This is a genomic window from Bacteroides sedimenti, from assembly GCF_040365225.1.
In the GTDB taxonomy this organism is placed as follows: Bacteria; Bacteroidota; Bacteroidia; order Bacteroidales; family Bacteroidaceae; genus Bacteroides; species Bacteroides sedimenti.
The window spans coordinates 2,075,049-2,091,106 of record NZ_AP028055.1; the positions used below are offsets into that span (position 1 = coordinate 2,075,049).

The following is a 16,058-nucleotide window of genomic DNA, read 5'->3' on the forward strand; positions in this document are numbered from 1 at the left end:
ATATTTTTTATTCAAGAATGAGATTTTTATATTTTATATATAATTCTGACATTTTTATCATGTCATCACTTTTCGAAGTATGAATAGACAAAACATCGTGAGATTTTGTCCAATCTATCTCAAAAGTAGTTACTGAATCAATAAATGACTGGTTATCATACTCAACGTTTTGTTCACAGGATTTTATTACATTATCCAAGAACATTTTCCACCGTGGCGCATAATAGGTACTTATCAATCCCGACCAGGTTCGATTACCATAATCGTTCAAACTTTGGTTTTTTCCTCCCCAAGTTGTGATAAGTGTTCTTGCATTTTTCTCATAGTATGCTTTTTCAATATCAGTAAGTCCAAAACTTCGCGAATCATCGATCCATTTATTTAAGGAAAAAGAATTATTTAACAGGGTCAAATCATTCAGATCATTGAGTAAAACCAACATCTGATCGCTGATCCTTTTCATTTCAGCTAAATCCTTTTTTTGATAGGCACTGGAAAAATTATTTCTTAATTCAAGAAAATAATTGCCTAGTACCTGCCGACCAATATTCACAATTTCATACCAATACATTGAATTGGTTTGACCCTTACATTGAACCATTGCGCCCCATATTTTGCATAAATCTTTATTATCATACGAAATAGATGGATTGGTAGTCCAATTACCATTATCAAATAAAGATGGTCGGGCATTCGTAAGAGTCCCCTGCCCTAAATGTGCAGGCTCAATGTATATTTTATCATACATACCCATCCAGGCATTTCTGTAGTTCTCATCAATTCTTCCAATGTATCTGTCTGCTAGTTTTTGAATCCATTCTTCATCTGTAAAATTAGAATTCCAGGCTTTTTCTAATACGTATTCATACATAAACGGATTAACATCGAATCCTTCTAAAGTAGAGCCTAATCCCCAGAAATTATCTCCACCAGACTTATATGCATTTTCTATTCGTTTGCCTACTTCTTTAATGTTTCCCGCAAGCATCGTATTTCCACCAAAGTTTCCTAAATAGCACCATAAATATGGCTGTCCAAAGTATTTATCTGTAATTTTCCAGACTTCAGTGTTTTCACAATAATAATCTAACAAAAGCATTTTATCTTGTGGAACAGCCTTAAGATATGCTTGTATCCTTGGGGTAGTCCATTTCGTTCTTTCAAAATAGAAAATCCAGGCCATTTGAAGCCATATTGCCTTTTTATCTACCGAACTAATGGAATTATAAATTGTTTTAGAAACATCTTCTAAAAACTGAGGCTCAAAACTAGGCGGATCTACTTCATTGAAAGGATCTGCTCCATATATATTATCAGTGCCAAACAATTTTATTTCGTTGTTTAGGAATTCTTTCTGAATTGTTTGAAATAATGGATCAGTCGGATCAAGGAAACTGCTTCTGTATTTATCAGGAAATCCGCCCCAAGAACTCAATAATGAAATCTTAGCTTGGGGATAAATACGCTTTAATTCCTTAGGAACATGACCAGAAAAGGCTGGTAACACAGGTTTCATGCTTAATTCACGCTCACGTTCCAATATTTTTTTTTGTAATTTCACTTGATTTTCCAACCAAGAATGTGGTAAACCACCTTGCCAATAATCGAGGTTCGACATTCTATGCCAAGGTAAATGGGCTGGACCAGTAAAATAATTGCGTATTTCACTATCCGAAAGCCCCATCTTACGCCACACTTTGTACCAAATCGCTTCTTGTCCTGTTATAGCCAAAGGCATATTTACTCCATTCAATGCCATCCAATCAATGAAACGCTCCCAATCTTTCCATTTCCACCATACCATTGTATAACCAAAAGTGCAATAATTTAAGAAAAATCTATTTTTAGTTCTTGCCTGTACGGAGACTTTCTTTGTCAATATCGGCAATGATTTTGGTAATTTTATAACATCATCCGCATACCAGGTTACAGTAGTCAAACAATAGTACTTCAAAAAGTAATTCAATCCTACCGCCATCGAATTCGCATTATTGCCTTTAATAATCAATTTATCTTGAATGGTTTCCAGTTCAAAATAATCAGATTTAGCATTAGTCGTTTGTATAAAAGATATTTTGCCTTCATACTGAGGAGCGATTCTAGCCAATAATTGTTTAGCCACGAAAATGCCATTATCTGCAAAAGCCGGCAAAGAGAATAGAGAAAGAATTAATATAAACTTAAATATTTTATACATTCTCATAATGTGTTTTCATTTATGGACTTATTAATTTTTTATAATCTGAATGTTTGTCAACCCTGCTCTTGTGAAATTATCTTTTGATAAAGGAACTTCTTTTCCTAAAATCACTTTTTTAAGATTTGGTAATTTCTTAAGCACATTCAAATCCACATTTGGATCTATCACTTCACCTGTTGAGAATAAATCACCTTTTTCTATAGTAAGGGTTTCTAAGTTGATACAGGGCAAAAGATCTACAAACGTCTTAACAGCACCATATACATTCATTGATGTAAAATTTTCCATTTCCTGATTTGTAGGAAGATGTTCATATGCAGTTCCAGCTAACCAAGAAGCCCACCAATCAATAAACTGATAGCGGTAAGGGCTTGTAGTCCATGATAAGTCATAAACAGGAGCATAATATTCAGCATAATATTTTGATATGGAATATTTCATATTTTCATCATTAAAAAAAGGAACATTTTCAGCTCGTTTATTATTGTCTTCCACATATTTATCAGAAAGAGCTTCCGTCTTTACAGTAATTATTTTATCAGGTCCAACTTCATTTCCTGCTAAAAGATTAACCTTTACTTCTGTCGATGTGTTATGGGCTAGGTTTGCTACATAAGAGCATAACTTAGGATTGAGAATATCTACAATCTCTTTCCCAGTCATATCTATATATGTAAGTTTTATACCGTCCACCACAGGTGGAAATGACCATTGTATAATAGCAGAAGTTGCACTGACAACACCAAATTTAGCAGATACCGGTAATTCACTAATATTAATATTACCAGTTTTTGTTAAAATCTGGGTAGAATAATTCCAATAGTCACCTGCATTTTCAGAATGTCCTAATGCTCTTATATAATAAGTTTGATTTGGCTCCAGATATATTTTTTCAGTGATAGTATCTTTTTTTTCTGTTACTATCTTGATTGATTTAAATACGCTTCCTCCCGAAGTTCCTACAGATACTGCATTTCTTTGCCCAGGATATTTATCTTTACTATAAACAATACCGACTTCCTGAGAAGAAGAATTTAGATCATTCACATTATAACAATAAGTTACATTCAATTCGACCCCATATTTCAGTTCTACATTCAATATTTTTAATGACATATTTGGTAGAACTTTGAGGCTTAGTTTGGTCCCATTTTTTATGTTCCCATATACTGTGTCTAATTGAAGGAATGGACCTTCTCCCCAAACTTTGTATTTTGAAGGATATACTTTTGTATTTCGAAAAGTTCCATCTGGTAATACGTTATATACAAGTGGTTGTGCAACTTTCCCATATTCCGCATCCAACAATTTTACTTTTGCACCAAAATATTCAGTACACACGGTATCTCCTGTGACTTTATCGATAAACACTCCTTCATAGCCACCGGTAAGATCATCTATTCTTTCATCTATCTGACAAGATGATGCTACCAATATCATCATTATAAAATAAACCCACTTATTTTTCAAACTATATCTTTTCATGACCATACTTATTTAATTCCAACCATCATTTTGAACAATACCCGGACTTAGTGACACTGGTATTGGACAATAATAATCTCTTTCCTGAAACCATTTCACACGTGTTGCTAATAAAGGCGCATCATTTTTTTCTATCGTATAATAAATGGAGACAGGATTTGTTCTCTCATCAATGTTTAATACAGGGAACAATGCATGTAAAGTGGTATTATGCATTTGGGTTCCTATTCGCCATCTTTTCTGATCCCAATACCTAAATCCTTCATACAGCAAATCAATTCTACGTTCATGCCTTACAATATCTATTGTCATTGTTTTTGCCGGAAGCCCTCCATGAATACTTCTCAAATTATCAAATTCAACCTGTGCCTGAGCTACATACTGGGTATTACCTAATCCTGCTAACTCAATTGCAGCTTCAGCGAAATTGAGTACAACTTCTCCATACCTTATGATTACAGCATCTTGGGAATTTTCATGTTTAAGATAGTCCTCTAACCTCTTTACTCCATATAGAGTCTTTTTCAGATAGAAACCATAATTGGTAAACCCATTCCCCTCATTATAAAACACTCCATCTTCTCCACTTTTCATATATTTGTCATACCCTGGCACTTTAGCACCTTTAACCCAATCGTCATAATTTTCATATCTATATGTTTGAACAGAACCATCTTTTTTAGTTAATCTTGTTTCCTTATAAATAGAGTAACGTTGTCCCAAAAACTCTCCACCCGGATAAATGACGGTTGCAGCTAATCTTTTATCTCTGTCATCAAAAAAATCTCTTAAATCTGTTTTTTTTGCAGTGTAATCCAATGGAGTTATTACGCCATTTAAAGTTTCAAATTGTTCTACAATATCCAAGGAGGGAACCATAAAAGCAGTATACCCTTGTTTTTTAACTTTATAAGGCATACACCAGAAATCAAGAAAAACTTGTGTTCCAGTTTTCTCATTATTCTTGAATCTGAATATTATTTCATCATCATTCTCAGCCGTTCCATTAAAAAGATCACCAAAGTTTGATGACAATTTATATTTACTAGCAGATATTACTTTTTGAGCGGCATCTGCAGCTTCAGTCAAGTACTTTTTAGCCATATCTGAACGCACTCCCTGCAAACCGTTATTAGTTACTTTTCCATACTTTGCAATCGTTCCGGCGTAAAGCATAGCTCTTGATTTTAATGAGAGTGCAGTAAATTTATTAGCCCGATCTTTATCTTCTGCTATGTACTTCTGATTATCTGGCAATAACACAATTGCAGAATCGAGATTATTTAAAACAAAATCCCAACTTGCTTCTTCTGAAGCGCGATTATTAATAGATTTCACACTATCTAATGGTGTAGAATACAAAGGCACTCCTCCATACCGCTTTACCAACTCAAAATAATAATAAGCTCTGATGAAATATGCTTCACCTACAGTACTTAATACATCAGTATTAGCAGATTTCTTATAAGTGGCAATATACTTGTTAATTTTATTAATTTCTTTGTATGGCCAAACTGCTCGTTCATATTCAGAGGGTGTTTGATTGAATATTGACCCATAAACCATACCTGGTGTATTGTTTTGCATAATTCCTGCTCCCCAGGCTATATTACTTGCTCCATCATCTGTAAAGGCATCTAAATGATGTTGTAAATAAGATAATTGTCCATTACCAATCGATTGAACATTATTGCGTAAATCTAAATAATTTGATAAAAATTGAGCCTCTGCCAATTCAGGGTAATTGTTTATATCGTTCTCGTCTATCACTGTTTTAGATTCAATATCCAGCCATTTATCACATGAACTGAGACATAAAGCGAAAATAAATAATATTAATATATGTATCTTTTTCATACTTGATTAAAATTTAAGATTCAAACCAAAGTTAAATGACATAATCTGAGGATAAGATGCAAATGAAAAATACGTTTCTGCTTGCTCTGGATCAAAATACTTTTGAGCAGCAAATGTCAATATATTATAACCATTAGCATATACCCTTAAACTACTTATATTCATCTTCTTAGTAATAGAAGCAGGTAGAGTGTATCCGACCTCTAGATTCTTTAAGCGCACATAATTACCATTAAACATCCAATATGTAGATGAATATCTGTTAATAGTAGATGCAAACATATCTCTTATTGCAGGAAAATGCCCAGGTATCCACTTCGAATCAGGATTTGTGTAATCTTCTTTCCTCCATCTATCCTTAAAGTAATCCCAAGTGTTCACATTTGTATTTCCTTCTTGAAATGCATCCATATCAAAAGAACTAACTACAAAGTTTGATAGGGCTCCCCCCTGAAAAAATGCAGTAAAGTCAAATCCCTTCCAATTAAATCCGGTGGTTAAACCAAACATAAGTTCTGGATAAGCAGTTCTTCCAATTGGTTTCATATCATCTTCATCAATATAACCGTCACCATTCCAGTCTTCATATTTCAAATCTCCAGGCAGTATCACATTGTTATAATTGGAATTATTGTGCATGGGAGCATTGGCTATATCTTCATATGATTGATAGTGTCCTATGCAATTAAGCCCCCATCTTGTGTTTGTCCATTGACCCTCGCCATTCCATTTCCATTCTGAAAAGCCATTATTAAATTGCCCGTGTTCCAATCTTCCATTTTTACTCCGAGACCAGGATATATTACCATTTACATAGTAAGTGAAATTCCGAATTGTATTTTCATGATTTAATGCAATTTCAAAGCCTCGGGTATTATCACTATTTAGATTATACCAAGTAGCTAGAGCTCCCGAGTTATCGTTTGCTTTTTGAGCCGGTAAACCATTTCTATTACGATAGAAGACTTCAATACTTCCGCTTAGTATTTTATCATTAAACAGCTTAAAGTCAAATCCCACATTTGCTAATTTGGATTTAGACCAGGTAAAATCAGGATTGGCATTTTTTGTTTCTATGAGAGAATAGAGTGTGCGATCTCCAAAAGTAAGTTCATTACCCGGATATATATATCCACTCTGAAAATAATATTGTTCTCCATTGGTATAATAACTCTTAGCAGCTGAAAGGTCACCCAACTCCCCATAGGAAGCCCTAAATTTTAATTCTTTAAGTACTGGCTTAACATCTTTCATGAAATTTTCTTTTGTTAAAAACCAACCCAACGAAACAGAGGGGAAGAATCCCCATTTTTTAGCAAAATATTGTGCACCATCATATCGGCAGTTAATATCAACAAAATATTTAGATTTATAATCATAAGAGAAACGTTCAATGATTGATGCAGATCTATATTCTCTTGCATATTCACCATTACTAACTAATTTATTTGCTAAGCCACCAGCCATCATATCTAATATAGTGGAAGGAAATTCTCCTCTGGATGTATTCAAACTTTTAGCTGATATCTGATTAGTTTCAAATATTAAACCAGAATTAAAATTATGGTTTGATATTGATTTGATATAGTTTATGTAAAATTGTCCGGTCAAACTTTCAGTATTACTGCTCTCCAACGTTAGACTTGCTTTATTTGCATTAGCAGCCGAAACACTTTTATAATATTCGTTAGAATCATAATGATAACCCCAATATACAATATTCTTATTCCAATACTTATTCCAGCCATAATCTATAGAATAACCCAGAACACCTTTTAATGAAAGGCCTGTTTGCTTAATTTTATATTCTAACGACGCATCTACTGTAAAAGATTTAGTTTCATAATTTGTATATCCTGAGACATTTTTATCAGCTAGTGCAACAGGATTGTTTTGCCCTTCACCTCCAAAAGCATACATATCCGGTCTTCCATCCCAATGAACAGGGACATTAGGAGCTGTTTTAAGATTTCGTGCAATGGTTGCAGCTGAAGCACCAGGATATTCTGTCTTGCTTACGATTGCCCCAGCACTTACAGATGCTTTTAAATTATCAAATATATTAGCATCTATATTACTCCTGAAGTTAAATCTGTTCTTTTGCGTTGAATTTGTATCCCATATTCCTTGTTGTGATAACATACCTCCGGAAAAAAAATAATTAATTTTTTCGCTTCCTCCTGATATATTAACATTTGATTGATTTATTGGAGCTGGCCTCATTAGTTCTTGGTACCAATCAGTATTATGTTGATATGGTGTTTTTTGCATACTTTCTGGAGTAGCAAGTACGGTGTGATCAACAATCAATTTTTGATTGATATTATATTCATTGACCAACTCTTGCCATAAATCAGTAGATGCAACATTGGGATAGCGAGTAGGTACTTGCACGCCTGTTCGTATACTTATATCAAAAACCGTTTTCTTATTTCTATTACCACGTTTTGTTGTTACCAAAATAACTCCGTTGGCACCTTGCATTCCATAAACTGCAGCAGCTGAGGCATCTTTTAGTATAGAAATACTTTCTATTTCTGATGGATCTATATCAGCAAAACCTCTTCCCGCGATTCCATCTACCACAATCAATGCACTACCAAATCCACGTATAGTGATATTACCCCAATCAGATCCAGGTTCACCTGATGATTGCCGAGAGAAAACACCTGAGACCTTTCCTGACAGAGCATTTTCTATGTTAGGGACAGTTGATTTTAATAGGTCTTCATTCTTTATAGTTGATACGGAACTTATTAATTTTTCTCTAGAACGAGTTGAATAACCAACAACAATAATGTCGTCAATGACTTTTGAAAAGTCTTTTAACACAATATTATTCAAAGGAAGTTTGTTGACTGCAGATTCCAATGTAGTATATCCAATAAAAGAGATTCTTAGAATGGATGATTCCGATGGAATATCTATTTCAAAAGATCCGTCTTCTTTTGTAATAGTTCCTGCTGAAGTTCCTTTAAGTAAAACGGAAGCACCGATTATTGGCTGTCCTTGTTCATCGAGGACAAATCTTTTGATTCGCCTTTTGTTTTTAGTAGGTTTAGAGGACTCATTATTCGGTGTAGTTTTTAAATCCTTGTTTGTCAATAAAATATGATTATCTCTTATTTCATAGTACAAACCTCTTTGTGGCAAAACTTCATCTAAAACTTTTTCAATCGAAGTTTGTTTTACATTTATTGTTATATCTCTTTTCGAATACACATCTATATTCATATACATAAATGTATATGCTGTCTGTTTTTCAATCACTTGAATAAATTCTTTAAGATTTGAATTTTTCAATGATAGATTTACAAGAGTGCCTCGGTTTTGCCCTAAAATAGGTATGATTTGAAAAAAAATACAAATAATTAAAAGGCATTTTTTCATAACATAGATTATTATATATAGATTTTATTACTTTTGTAAACTAAATATTCCCCCATTCACAATTCAATAATGAACTGTGACAAACACAAATAGGCGGTTTATTTAGAAATATTTAAAGGGAGTATAAAGAGTCGCATTCTTTATACTCTTCTTTTTTTTAGATCTTTTCTTTATTTTATGCTTATCTTTTTTACAATTACCTCCTTCCCATCTATTTTATATTCAATTGGTGTTAACAAATTAACCAATTTGAATGCTTCAGTTAGTGACTCTGTTTTTATTTTAAAAGTATACTTGTCATTATTATTATAATTATTTCTGGTTTTAATTTGTACACCATACCAATTATTCAGCATATTTATCATTTCAGTAAAACTTTTATTTTCTATCACCAATTGATCTTGAGCCCATAATATTGATTCTTCAGCATTACAATCTTCAATAGAATATTTAAAGTTTTGTTTATCAACATCAATTCGTTTACCAGGTAATAATTCTGAAATCAATTTATGATTCGATGTTTGCTCTAAAGCAATCTTTCCACGAATAAGTGTCACTTTCACTTCATCACCCATAAATGAATTAATATTAAAAGCTGTTCCCAGCACTTTTATATCTACTCCCGAAACTGTAACTATGAAAGGATGTTTTTTATCTTTCTTCACATCGAAAAAAGCTTCTCCTTCAAGATTTATATTTCTTGTTTTACCAATAAATGAACTAGAGTAAGATATTTTTGAGCCAGAATTTAACCACACATTAGTTCCATCAGGCAAAATAACTTGTGATTTTTGTCCTGGAGGAGCAATTACACTTGTTATGTGTTCGGCATTTATTCTAAAATTCCTACTATTAATAATATAATTTAAAGAAAGAGTGAAAACAACTGCAATAATGGCAACAGCACTACTTAGTTTAATTAAAAATGGCAATCGATAGATCTTTCCTGTCTCTTCTCTTAATGGTTTTATACTATTCATTATCGCATTCCATGTATTTTCTTTATCCGGAACAACAATATTATCTGATTCTTTCAAATCTAATATTGCCCGAATATCTTCGTAAGCCTGACGGTTAGATGGACTCATATTAAGCCACTCTTCAAAAATAAATTTCTCATCATTTGTTAATTGATCAAATTTATCCTTTGCAATCAAATTATAAATTTCAGGTTTAATTCCTATCATCAGCTTAATTATAATTGTTTTATAAAAAAGACACTATATATATCTTCTTCCCCCAAAAGAAAATGAAAAAAAATCATCCTTAACAAAAAATAATCTGGAAATATTATAAATTATTCACAAGAATTCTGATATCCACATATTTTTTATAATTTTCAAAGAAAAAGAGTAATTTTGCAAGAACCTTTTTTGAATGAATTAAGAGAAAGTGGTTTTTATATGAACAATAAATTCGAAATCAAAACATTAATTTCTGAAAAAGTCTTCGAAGAGATATTCAATGAGTATTATGATTCTCTTTGTTCCTATTTAAATACTTTCACTCAAGATCAGGATACTATACAAGAAATTGTACAGGAAGTTTTTATTAAACTTTGGAAAAACAGAGAAAATTATCAAATCTCCGATATAAAACATTATTTGTTCAGAGCAACAAGAAATCAAGCCTTAAATCATTTTAGAAATATAAAAGCAGAAAGCCATAAACTTGAAGAATGGGTAGAATATAAGAAAAAATCAAAAGAAGGACGAGAACGAATTGATATTGAAAAAAATCTAGATTTAATGCAAAAAGCAATCGAAACACTTCCACCAAAATGCCGAGAAATATTGATTTTATGTAAATTAAGCGGTTGGTCTTATAACGAAGTGGCAAAACACTTGAATATAAGCACAAAAACCGTAGAAAATCAAATGGGTATTGCTATTAAAAAATTAAAAGAACTTCTCCTTCAATAAAAAAGAGGGGTTCTCTTCAATTAATTGGTTATTATAGAAAAAGAGACCGATAAAGTGAATACATTAAACATAAAAAAGGGAGCAGTCATAAGATCACTCCCTTTTTTGTTAAAGATCAACTTCTTTATGTTTTACGATTATTTCTTTTCGAATCCTTCGATGCTTTCCTTGAGAGATTTAATGATACTCTCGGCATCGGCCTGTTTCTTACGTTCCATCTCGATAACCGCGGCAGGAGCGTTGTTCACAAACTTCTCGTTGCTCAGTTTCTTAAGTACTGACTGAAGGAAACCTTCCTGATACTTCAGATCGGCTTTCAGCTTTTCAATCTCGACAGCCACATCAATCATGTCGCCAAGAGGAACCGCGTACTCGGTTGTTCCAACGAGGAACGAAGCGGCACCAGCCGATTTCTCGTTGACAGACTTCAGAGAAGAGAGGTTGCACATCTTTGAGATGGAAGGAGTCCAGCTTGCAACCGGGTTTTCTCCGATAATTTCCAGCTCTAGAGGGTTCTTCTGTGCAATGTTCTTCTGCAGACGAATGGTACGAACTCCTGCGATCACCTCTTTTGCTACTTCGAATGAAGCAAGTGTACCTTCATTGGCAGCAGGATATGAAGGAAGGGGCTGAACCATGAGGCTTTCGCCATCCTTACGTTCGGTGAGGCATTGCCACAACTCTTCGGTAATAAATGGCATGAATGGGTGAAGCAGTCTGAGCAAATCGTCGAAAAACTTCAGGGTTACCGCATAGGTCTTGCCATCAATCGGAGCTCCGTAAGCAGGCTTAATCAACTCAAGATACCAAGAAGAGAACTCGTCCCAGAAGAGTTTATACACCACCATCAGGGCTTCGGACAAACGATATTTAGAGAAGAGGTCTGCCACCTCGGCAATTGCCTTGCTCATCATCTGCTGGAACCATTCGGCAGCCAATGTTGCAGCTTCGGAAGGTGCTATTGTTTCGTCAACCTCCCACCCTTTTACCAGGCGGAATGCATTCCAGATTTTATTATTGAAGTTACGGCCTTGTTCGCACAACTGATCGTCGAACAAGATATCGTTTCCGGCTGGAGCTGCCAACATCATTCCCATACGAACACCATCAGCACCGAACTTTTCAATCAGATCGAGCGGATCGGGTGAGTTACCCAACGACTTGGACATCTTACGTCCAATCTTGTCGCGAACAATACCGGTAAAATATACATTCTTAAACGGCATCTCCTTGTTATATTCGTAACCGGCAATAATCATACGGGCTACCCAGAAGAAGATGATATCCGGACCAGTTACAAGGTCGCTGGTGGGGTAATAGTAATTTATTTCTTTGTTGTCCGGGTTATTGATACCATCGAACAGTGAAATTGGCCACAACCAGGAAGAGAACCAAGTATCGAGGCAATCTTCGTCCTGACGAAGATCGGACAGTTGCAGGTTGGCGTCGCCGGTTTTTGTGCGTGCCAGTTCCAATGCTTCCGCTTCGGTGGCAGCAACCACGAATCCACCTTTCGGAAGGAAGTAAGCCGGAATACGGTGTCCCCACCACAACTGACGGGAAATACACCAGTCCTTCACATTCTCCATCCAGTGACGGTATGTATTCTTGAATTTTGCCGGGTGAAACTTGATATCATCGTTCATCACCGCATCTAAAGCCGGTTTAGACAGATCGGTCATCTTCAGGAACCATTGCATGGAAAGTTTTGGTTCGATAACCACATTGGTACGTTCTGAGTATCCCACCTTGTTATCATAAGCTTCCACTTTCTCCAACAATCCGGCAGCAGCGAGGTCTTTTTCAATCTGCTCACGTACATCAAAGCGATCCATGCCTACGTACATGCCTCCGGCTTCGCTGATGGTTCCGTTAGCATTGAAAATATCGATGGTTTGGAGATTGAATTTCTCACCCAGCATATAGTCGTTCACATCGTGAGCCGGAGTTACCTTGAGGCAACCTGTACCAAACTCGATGTCTACATATTCATCCATAATGATCGGCACAGCGCGGTTCACCAACGGAACAATTACCTTCTTGTCCTTCAGGTAGCTGTAACGAGGGTCGTTGGGGTTTACACAAACGGCACTATCGCCCAAGATGGTTTCAGGACGAGTTGTGGCCACAATGATGTATTTACCCTCTTCGCCTTCGACCATATAGCGCAGATAAAACAGCTTGCTATGCTCTTCTTTGTAGATAACTTCCTCGTCAGACAAAGCGGTCAATGCCTTCGGGTCCCAGTTTACCATACGTACTCCGCGGTAAATCAGCCCTTTTTTATATAAATCGACAAAAACCTTGATTACACTTTCCGAGCGCAGATCGTCCATGGTAAATGCAGTACGATCCCAATCGCAGGAAGCCCCCAGTTTTTTAAGCTGTTCAAGGATGATACCACCATGCTTATCTGTCCATGCCCAGGCATGTTTCAGGAATTCATCGCGAGACAAATCAGTCTTTTTTATTCCTTCTGAAGCCAGCTTATTCACCACTTTTGCTTCGGTGGCAATAGAAGCATGGTCTGTTCCAGGTACCCAGCAAGCATTCTTTCCTTCCATACGGGCACGACGTACCAGAATATCCTGAATGGTATTGTTAAGCATGTGTCCCATATGCAGCACACCCGTCACATTTGGAGGAGGAATCACGACGGTATACGGTTCACGTCCATCAGGTTCTGACTTAAATAATTTATGTTCCAGCCAGTACTGGTACCATTTATCCTCCACGTCTGCGGGGTTATACTTACTTGCTAATTCCATGTTTTATTTGATAATTTATTAATTCATTGAATATTGGGGGACAAAATTAATAAAAAATGGCGATTATCTGCGAAAGAAATAGCTACTTTTGCTGTTGATTAAATGATTTACTGACATGCATACAAGAAAAGAACAGATGGAAGCCTTTGGACACTTTCTCGATATTCTGGATGAATTAAGAGAAAAATGTCCATGGGACAGGAAACAGACTAACGAAAGCCTGAGAGCCAACACAATTGAAGAGGTGTACGAATTAAGTGATGCACTAATGAAGGGAGACAGCAAGGAAACCTGCAAAGAGCTGGGTGACGTATTGCTTCATGTGGCTTTTTACTCTAAAATAGCTTCGGAAAAAAATGAATTCGACATAAAGGATGTATGCGACCACCTCTGCGAAAAGCTGATTTTCCGCCATCCCCATGTATTTGGAGATACAGTGGCCGAAACAGCCGGACAGGTGACACAGAACTGGGAACAGCTGAAAATGAAGGAAAAGGGAGGAAACAAATCCGTGTTGAGTGGTGTGCCCGCTTCCCTACCCTCGCTGATTAAGGCGTATCGCATGCAGGACAAAGCACGGAATGTGGGATTCGATTGGGAAAATAAAGAGGATGTATGGAATAAAGTGAAAGAAGAATTCGATGAGCTGCAAACAGAAATCTCGTTAATGGACAAAGACAAGGCGGAAGCAGAATTTGGTGATTTATTTTTCAGCATTATCAACGCAGCCCGACTATACGGGATCAACCCAGACAATGCACTGGAGCGTACGAACCATAAGTTCATCCGGCGATTTAATTATCTGGAAGAAAACACTATAAAAAAAGGGATTAATCTTAAGTATCTTTCCCTGGAAGAGATGGATAAATATTGGGAAGAAGCAAAAAGAAAAGGATTATGATATCCAATAAATAAGGGTGGAGATACTTTCACAATTATACTCCACCCTCTTTTCCTACTCAAATTTTCGACTAAAACAATGCTATATTTTTTCCTTAAGGTTTACGGCCTAGTTCTTTAAGTAATTCTCTATGAAAGCGCATTTCTGCTCCTTGAACTTTAAATATCTTCTCGCAGGAAAGAATTGTTTTAAATTTTAAAAAATATGCTTTTTCTAGCTTATCTGAAGCTATACGGTTATTCAATATACTCGTAATAATCGATTCGTATTGCGCTTCAGTTAAATCCTCATGCTTACCCTTCCTCATCTTAGCCCATGCTTGATCGTTCAAGGCTTTCTTTTTATCCTGCAGTTCATAATATACCGGAAAAAATTTTGCAGCTTCCTCTTTGGTCAGTCCTGCTCTTTCTGTCAGAAATGCGGTCTGTTTCTGACGAAACTCTTCTTGCGACATCTTGGGACGATTCCATTCCTGAGCAAATGCACCAACCACTGCAAAGCAAGAAATCATCATTAATAAAAACAATCTTTTCATAATTCTGTAATTTATTGATAACGAAGCTATTCAGCCTCTGTTAAACATTCATATAAAGAATAATCGTCCATCATCGAGTGATCCATTAAATTGTCAACATCCTGATCGGTAATCATCTCTTTTTCGGTGCTATTTACTGCTACCGATGACTTATGTGATGAAGTTAGGTTGACCATTACACGAACCCCCAGTAAGATTCCTGCAAAAACAGCAGTCATATAGAGCCACGGCCTGATTCGATTCCATATTGTGACGTGAGGCTTCTTGAAAGTTTTATCTTCTTTCTCGGGCAACTGCTCCATGATACGTTCCTTGAAGTTCTCAAAATAACCTTCAGGTACGGTAAAAGGGTTGCCATTGCCACATCTTCTCTTTATTTCATCTTCCACTTTCATATCTTCTCTGCTTAAACTAATTATTTGACTATATATAACCTAAAAGGTTTAAAAGTAATCTTTTAAAAAGCTCTCTATTTTTTTCACCGCATGGTGATAAGACGCTTTTAAAGCCCCTACGGAGGTGCCGAACAGACTGGACATCTCTTCATATTTCATCTCCTGATAATATTTCAGGTTGAAAACCATTCGTTGCTTCTCAGGCAGGGTGAGTAATGCTTTTTGCAATAAAAGCTGAGCTTCCTCCCCTGAAAAAAAAGGATCGCCCTCTAGTTTATTGACTGCATCCGCTTCGGGTTCATCAATTGAGAGCATGGATGAAGCCCGCTGTTTATTGAGAAAAGTGAGACACTCATTAATTGCGATGCGATAAAGCCAAGTGGATAGTTTAGATTCGGCACGGAAATAATCAATATTTGTCCACGCTTTAATAAACGTATTCTGCAATAAATCATTCGCATCTTCATGAGAGAGTACCATCCGACGGATTTGCCAGTAAAGCTGCTCGCTGTATTGGTCAACAATACGGGAAAAGGCCTCTTTCTGGGTATCTTCGTCCTGTAGCAATGCCAGCACTTCTTTCTCGTTATAAGATGGAGTCATAT

Annotated in this window: 11 protein-coding genes; 2 read left to right on the top strand and 9 right to left on the bottom strand. The window is 35.8% G+C overall.

Annotation, left to right across the window (positions count from 1 at the left end; translation table 11 throughout):
* Positions 1-7: 7 nt before the first annotated feature.
* The 5 genes from ABWU87_RS08295 to ABWU87_RS08315 all read right to left on the bottom strand — a co-directional run bounded on the left by ABWU87_RS08295 (position 8) and on the right by ABWU87_RS08315 (position 10,119).
* The gene (locus ABWU87_RS08295) at positions 8-2,203 is read right to left on the bottom strand and encodes an alpha-N-acetylglucosaminidase (protein WP_353329789.1); all 2,196 of its coding nucleotides are present in this window, start codon (positions 2,201-2,203) and stop codon (positions 8-10) included.
* Positions 2,204-2,227: 24 nt separating this feature from the next.
* Positions 2,228-3,685 (bottom strand): DUF3823 domain-containing protein, encoded by a 1,458-nt coding sequence (locus tag ABWU87_RS08300; RefSeq protein ID WP_353329791.1) that lies wholly within the window; start codon positions 3,683-3,685, stop codon positions 2,228-2,230.
* 12 nt (positions 3,686-3,697) lie between these two features.
* Complete coding sequence (locus tag ABWU87_RS08305) at positions 3,698-5,542, bottom strand: RagB/SusD family nutrient uptake outer membrane protein (protein WP_353329793.1); 1,845 nt, start codon at positions 5,540-5,542, stop codon at positions 3,698-3,700.
* Between the two features lie 6 nt (positions 5,543-5,548).
* Positions 5,549-8,932: a TonB-dependent receptor gene (locus ABWU87_RS08310; RefSeq protein WP_353329795.1), complete on the bottom strand. Its 3,384-nt coding sequence runs from the start codon at positions 8,930-8,932 to the stop codon at positions 5,549-5,551.
* A gap of 170 nt (positions 8,933-9,102) precedes the next feature.
* Complete coding sequence (locus ABWU87_RS08315; RefSeq protein WP_353329797.1) at positions 9,103-10,119, bottom strand: FecR family protein; 1,017 nt, start codon at positions 10,117-10,119, stop codon at positions 9,103-9,105.
* Between the two features lie 216 nt (positions 10,120-10,335).
* Between ABWU87_RS08315 and ABWU87_RS08320 the strand changes: the two genes are divergently transcribed.
* Positions 10,336-10,854 (top strand): RNA polymerase sigma factor, encoded by a 519-nt coding sequence (locus ABWU87_RS08320; protein ID WP_353329798.1) that lies wholly within the window; start codon positions 10,336-10,338, stop codon positions 10,852-10,854.
* 137 nt (positions 10,855-10,991) lie between these two features.
* On the opposite strand, the gene ABWU87_RS08325 is transcribed toward ABWU87_RS08320, so the two are convergent.
* Complete coding sequence (locus tag ABWU87_RS08325; protein ID WP_353329800.1) at positions 10,992-13,622, bottom strand: valine--tRNA ligase; 2,631 nt, start codon at positions 13,620-13,622, stop codon at positions 10,992-10,994.
* Positions 13,623-13,737: 115 nt separating this feature from the next.
* Between ABWU87_RS08325 and mazG the strand changes: the two genes are divergently transcribed.
* On the top strand, positions 13,738-14,523 hold the full coding sequence (mazG, locus tag ABWU87_RS08330) for a nucleoside triphosphate pyrophosphohydrolase (RefSeq protein WP_353329802.1): 786 nt from the start codon (positions 13,738-13,740) through the stop codon (positions 14,521-14,523).
* A 94-nt stretch (positions 14,524-14,617) separates the two neighbouring features.
* Here mazG and ABWU87_RS08335 read toward each other — a convergent pair whose 3' ends face one another.
* The 3 genes from ABWU87_RS08335 to ABWU87_RS08345 are packed head-to-tail and all read right to left on the bottom strand — an operon-like array spanning position 14,618 to position 16,056.
* A complete protein-coding gene (locus tag ABWU87_RS08335) occupies positions 14,618-15,058 on the bottom strand; it encodes a hypothetical protein (RefSeq protein WP_353329803.1) in 441 nt (146 codons plus the stop codon).
* A 26-nt stretch (positions 15,059-15,084) separates the two neighbouring features.
* On the bottom strand, positions 15,085-15,453 hold the full coding sequence (locus tag ABWU87_RS08340; RefSeq protein ID WP_353329805.1) for a hypothetical protein: 369 nt from the start codon (positions 15,451-15,453) through the stop codon (positions 15,085-15,087).
* A gap of 48 nt (positions 15,454-15,501) precedes the next feature.
* The gene (locus ABWU87_RS08345; RefSeq protein WP_353329807.1) at positions 15,502-16,056 is read right to left on the bottom strand and encodes an RNA polymerase sigma factor; all 555 of its coding nucleotides are present in this window, start codon (positions 16,054-16,056) and stop codon (positions 15,502-15,504) included.
* Positions 16,057-16,058: the final 2 nt, after the last annotated feature.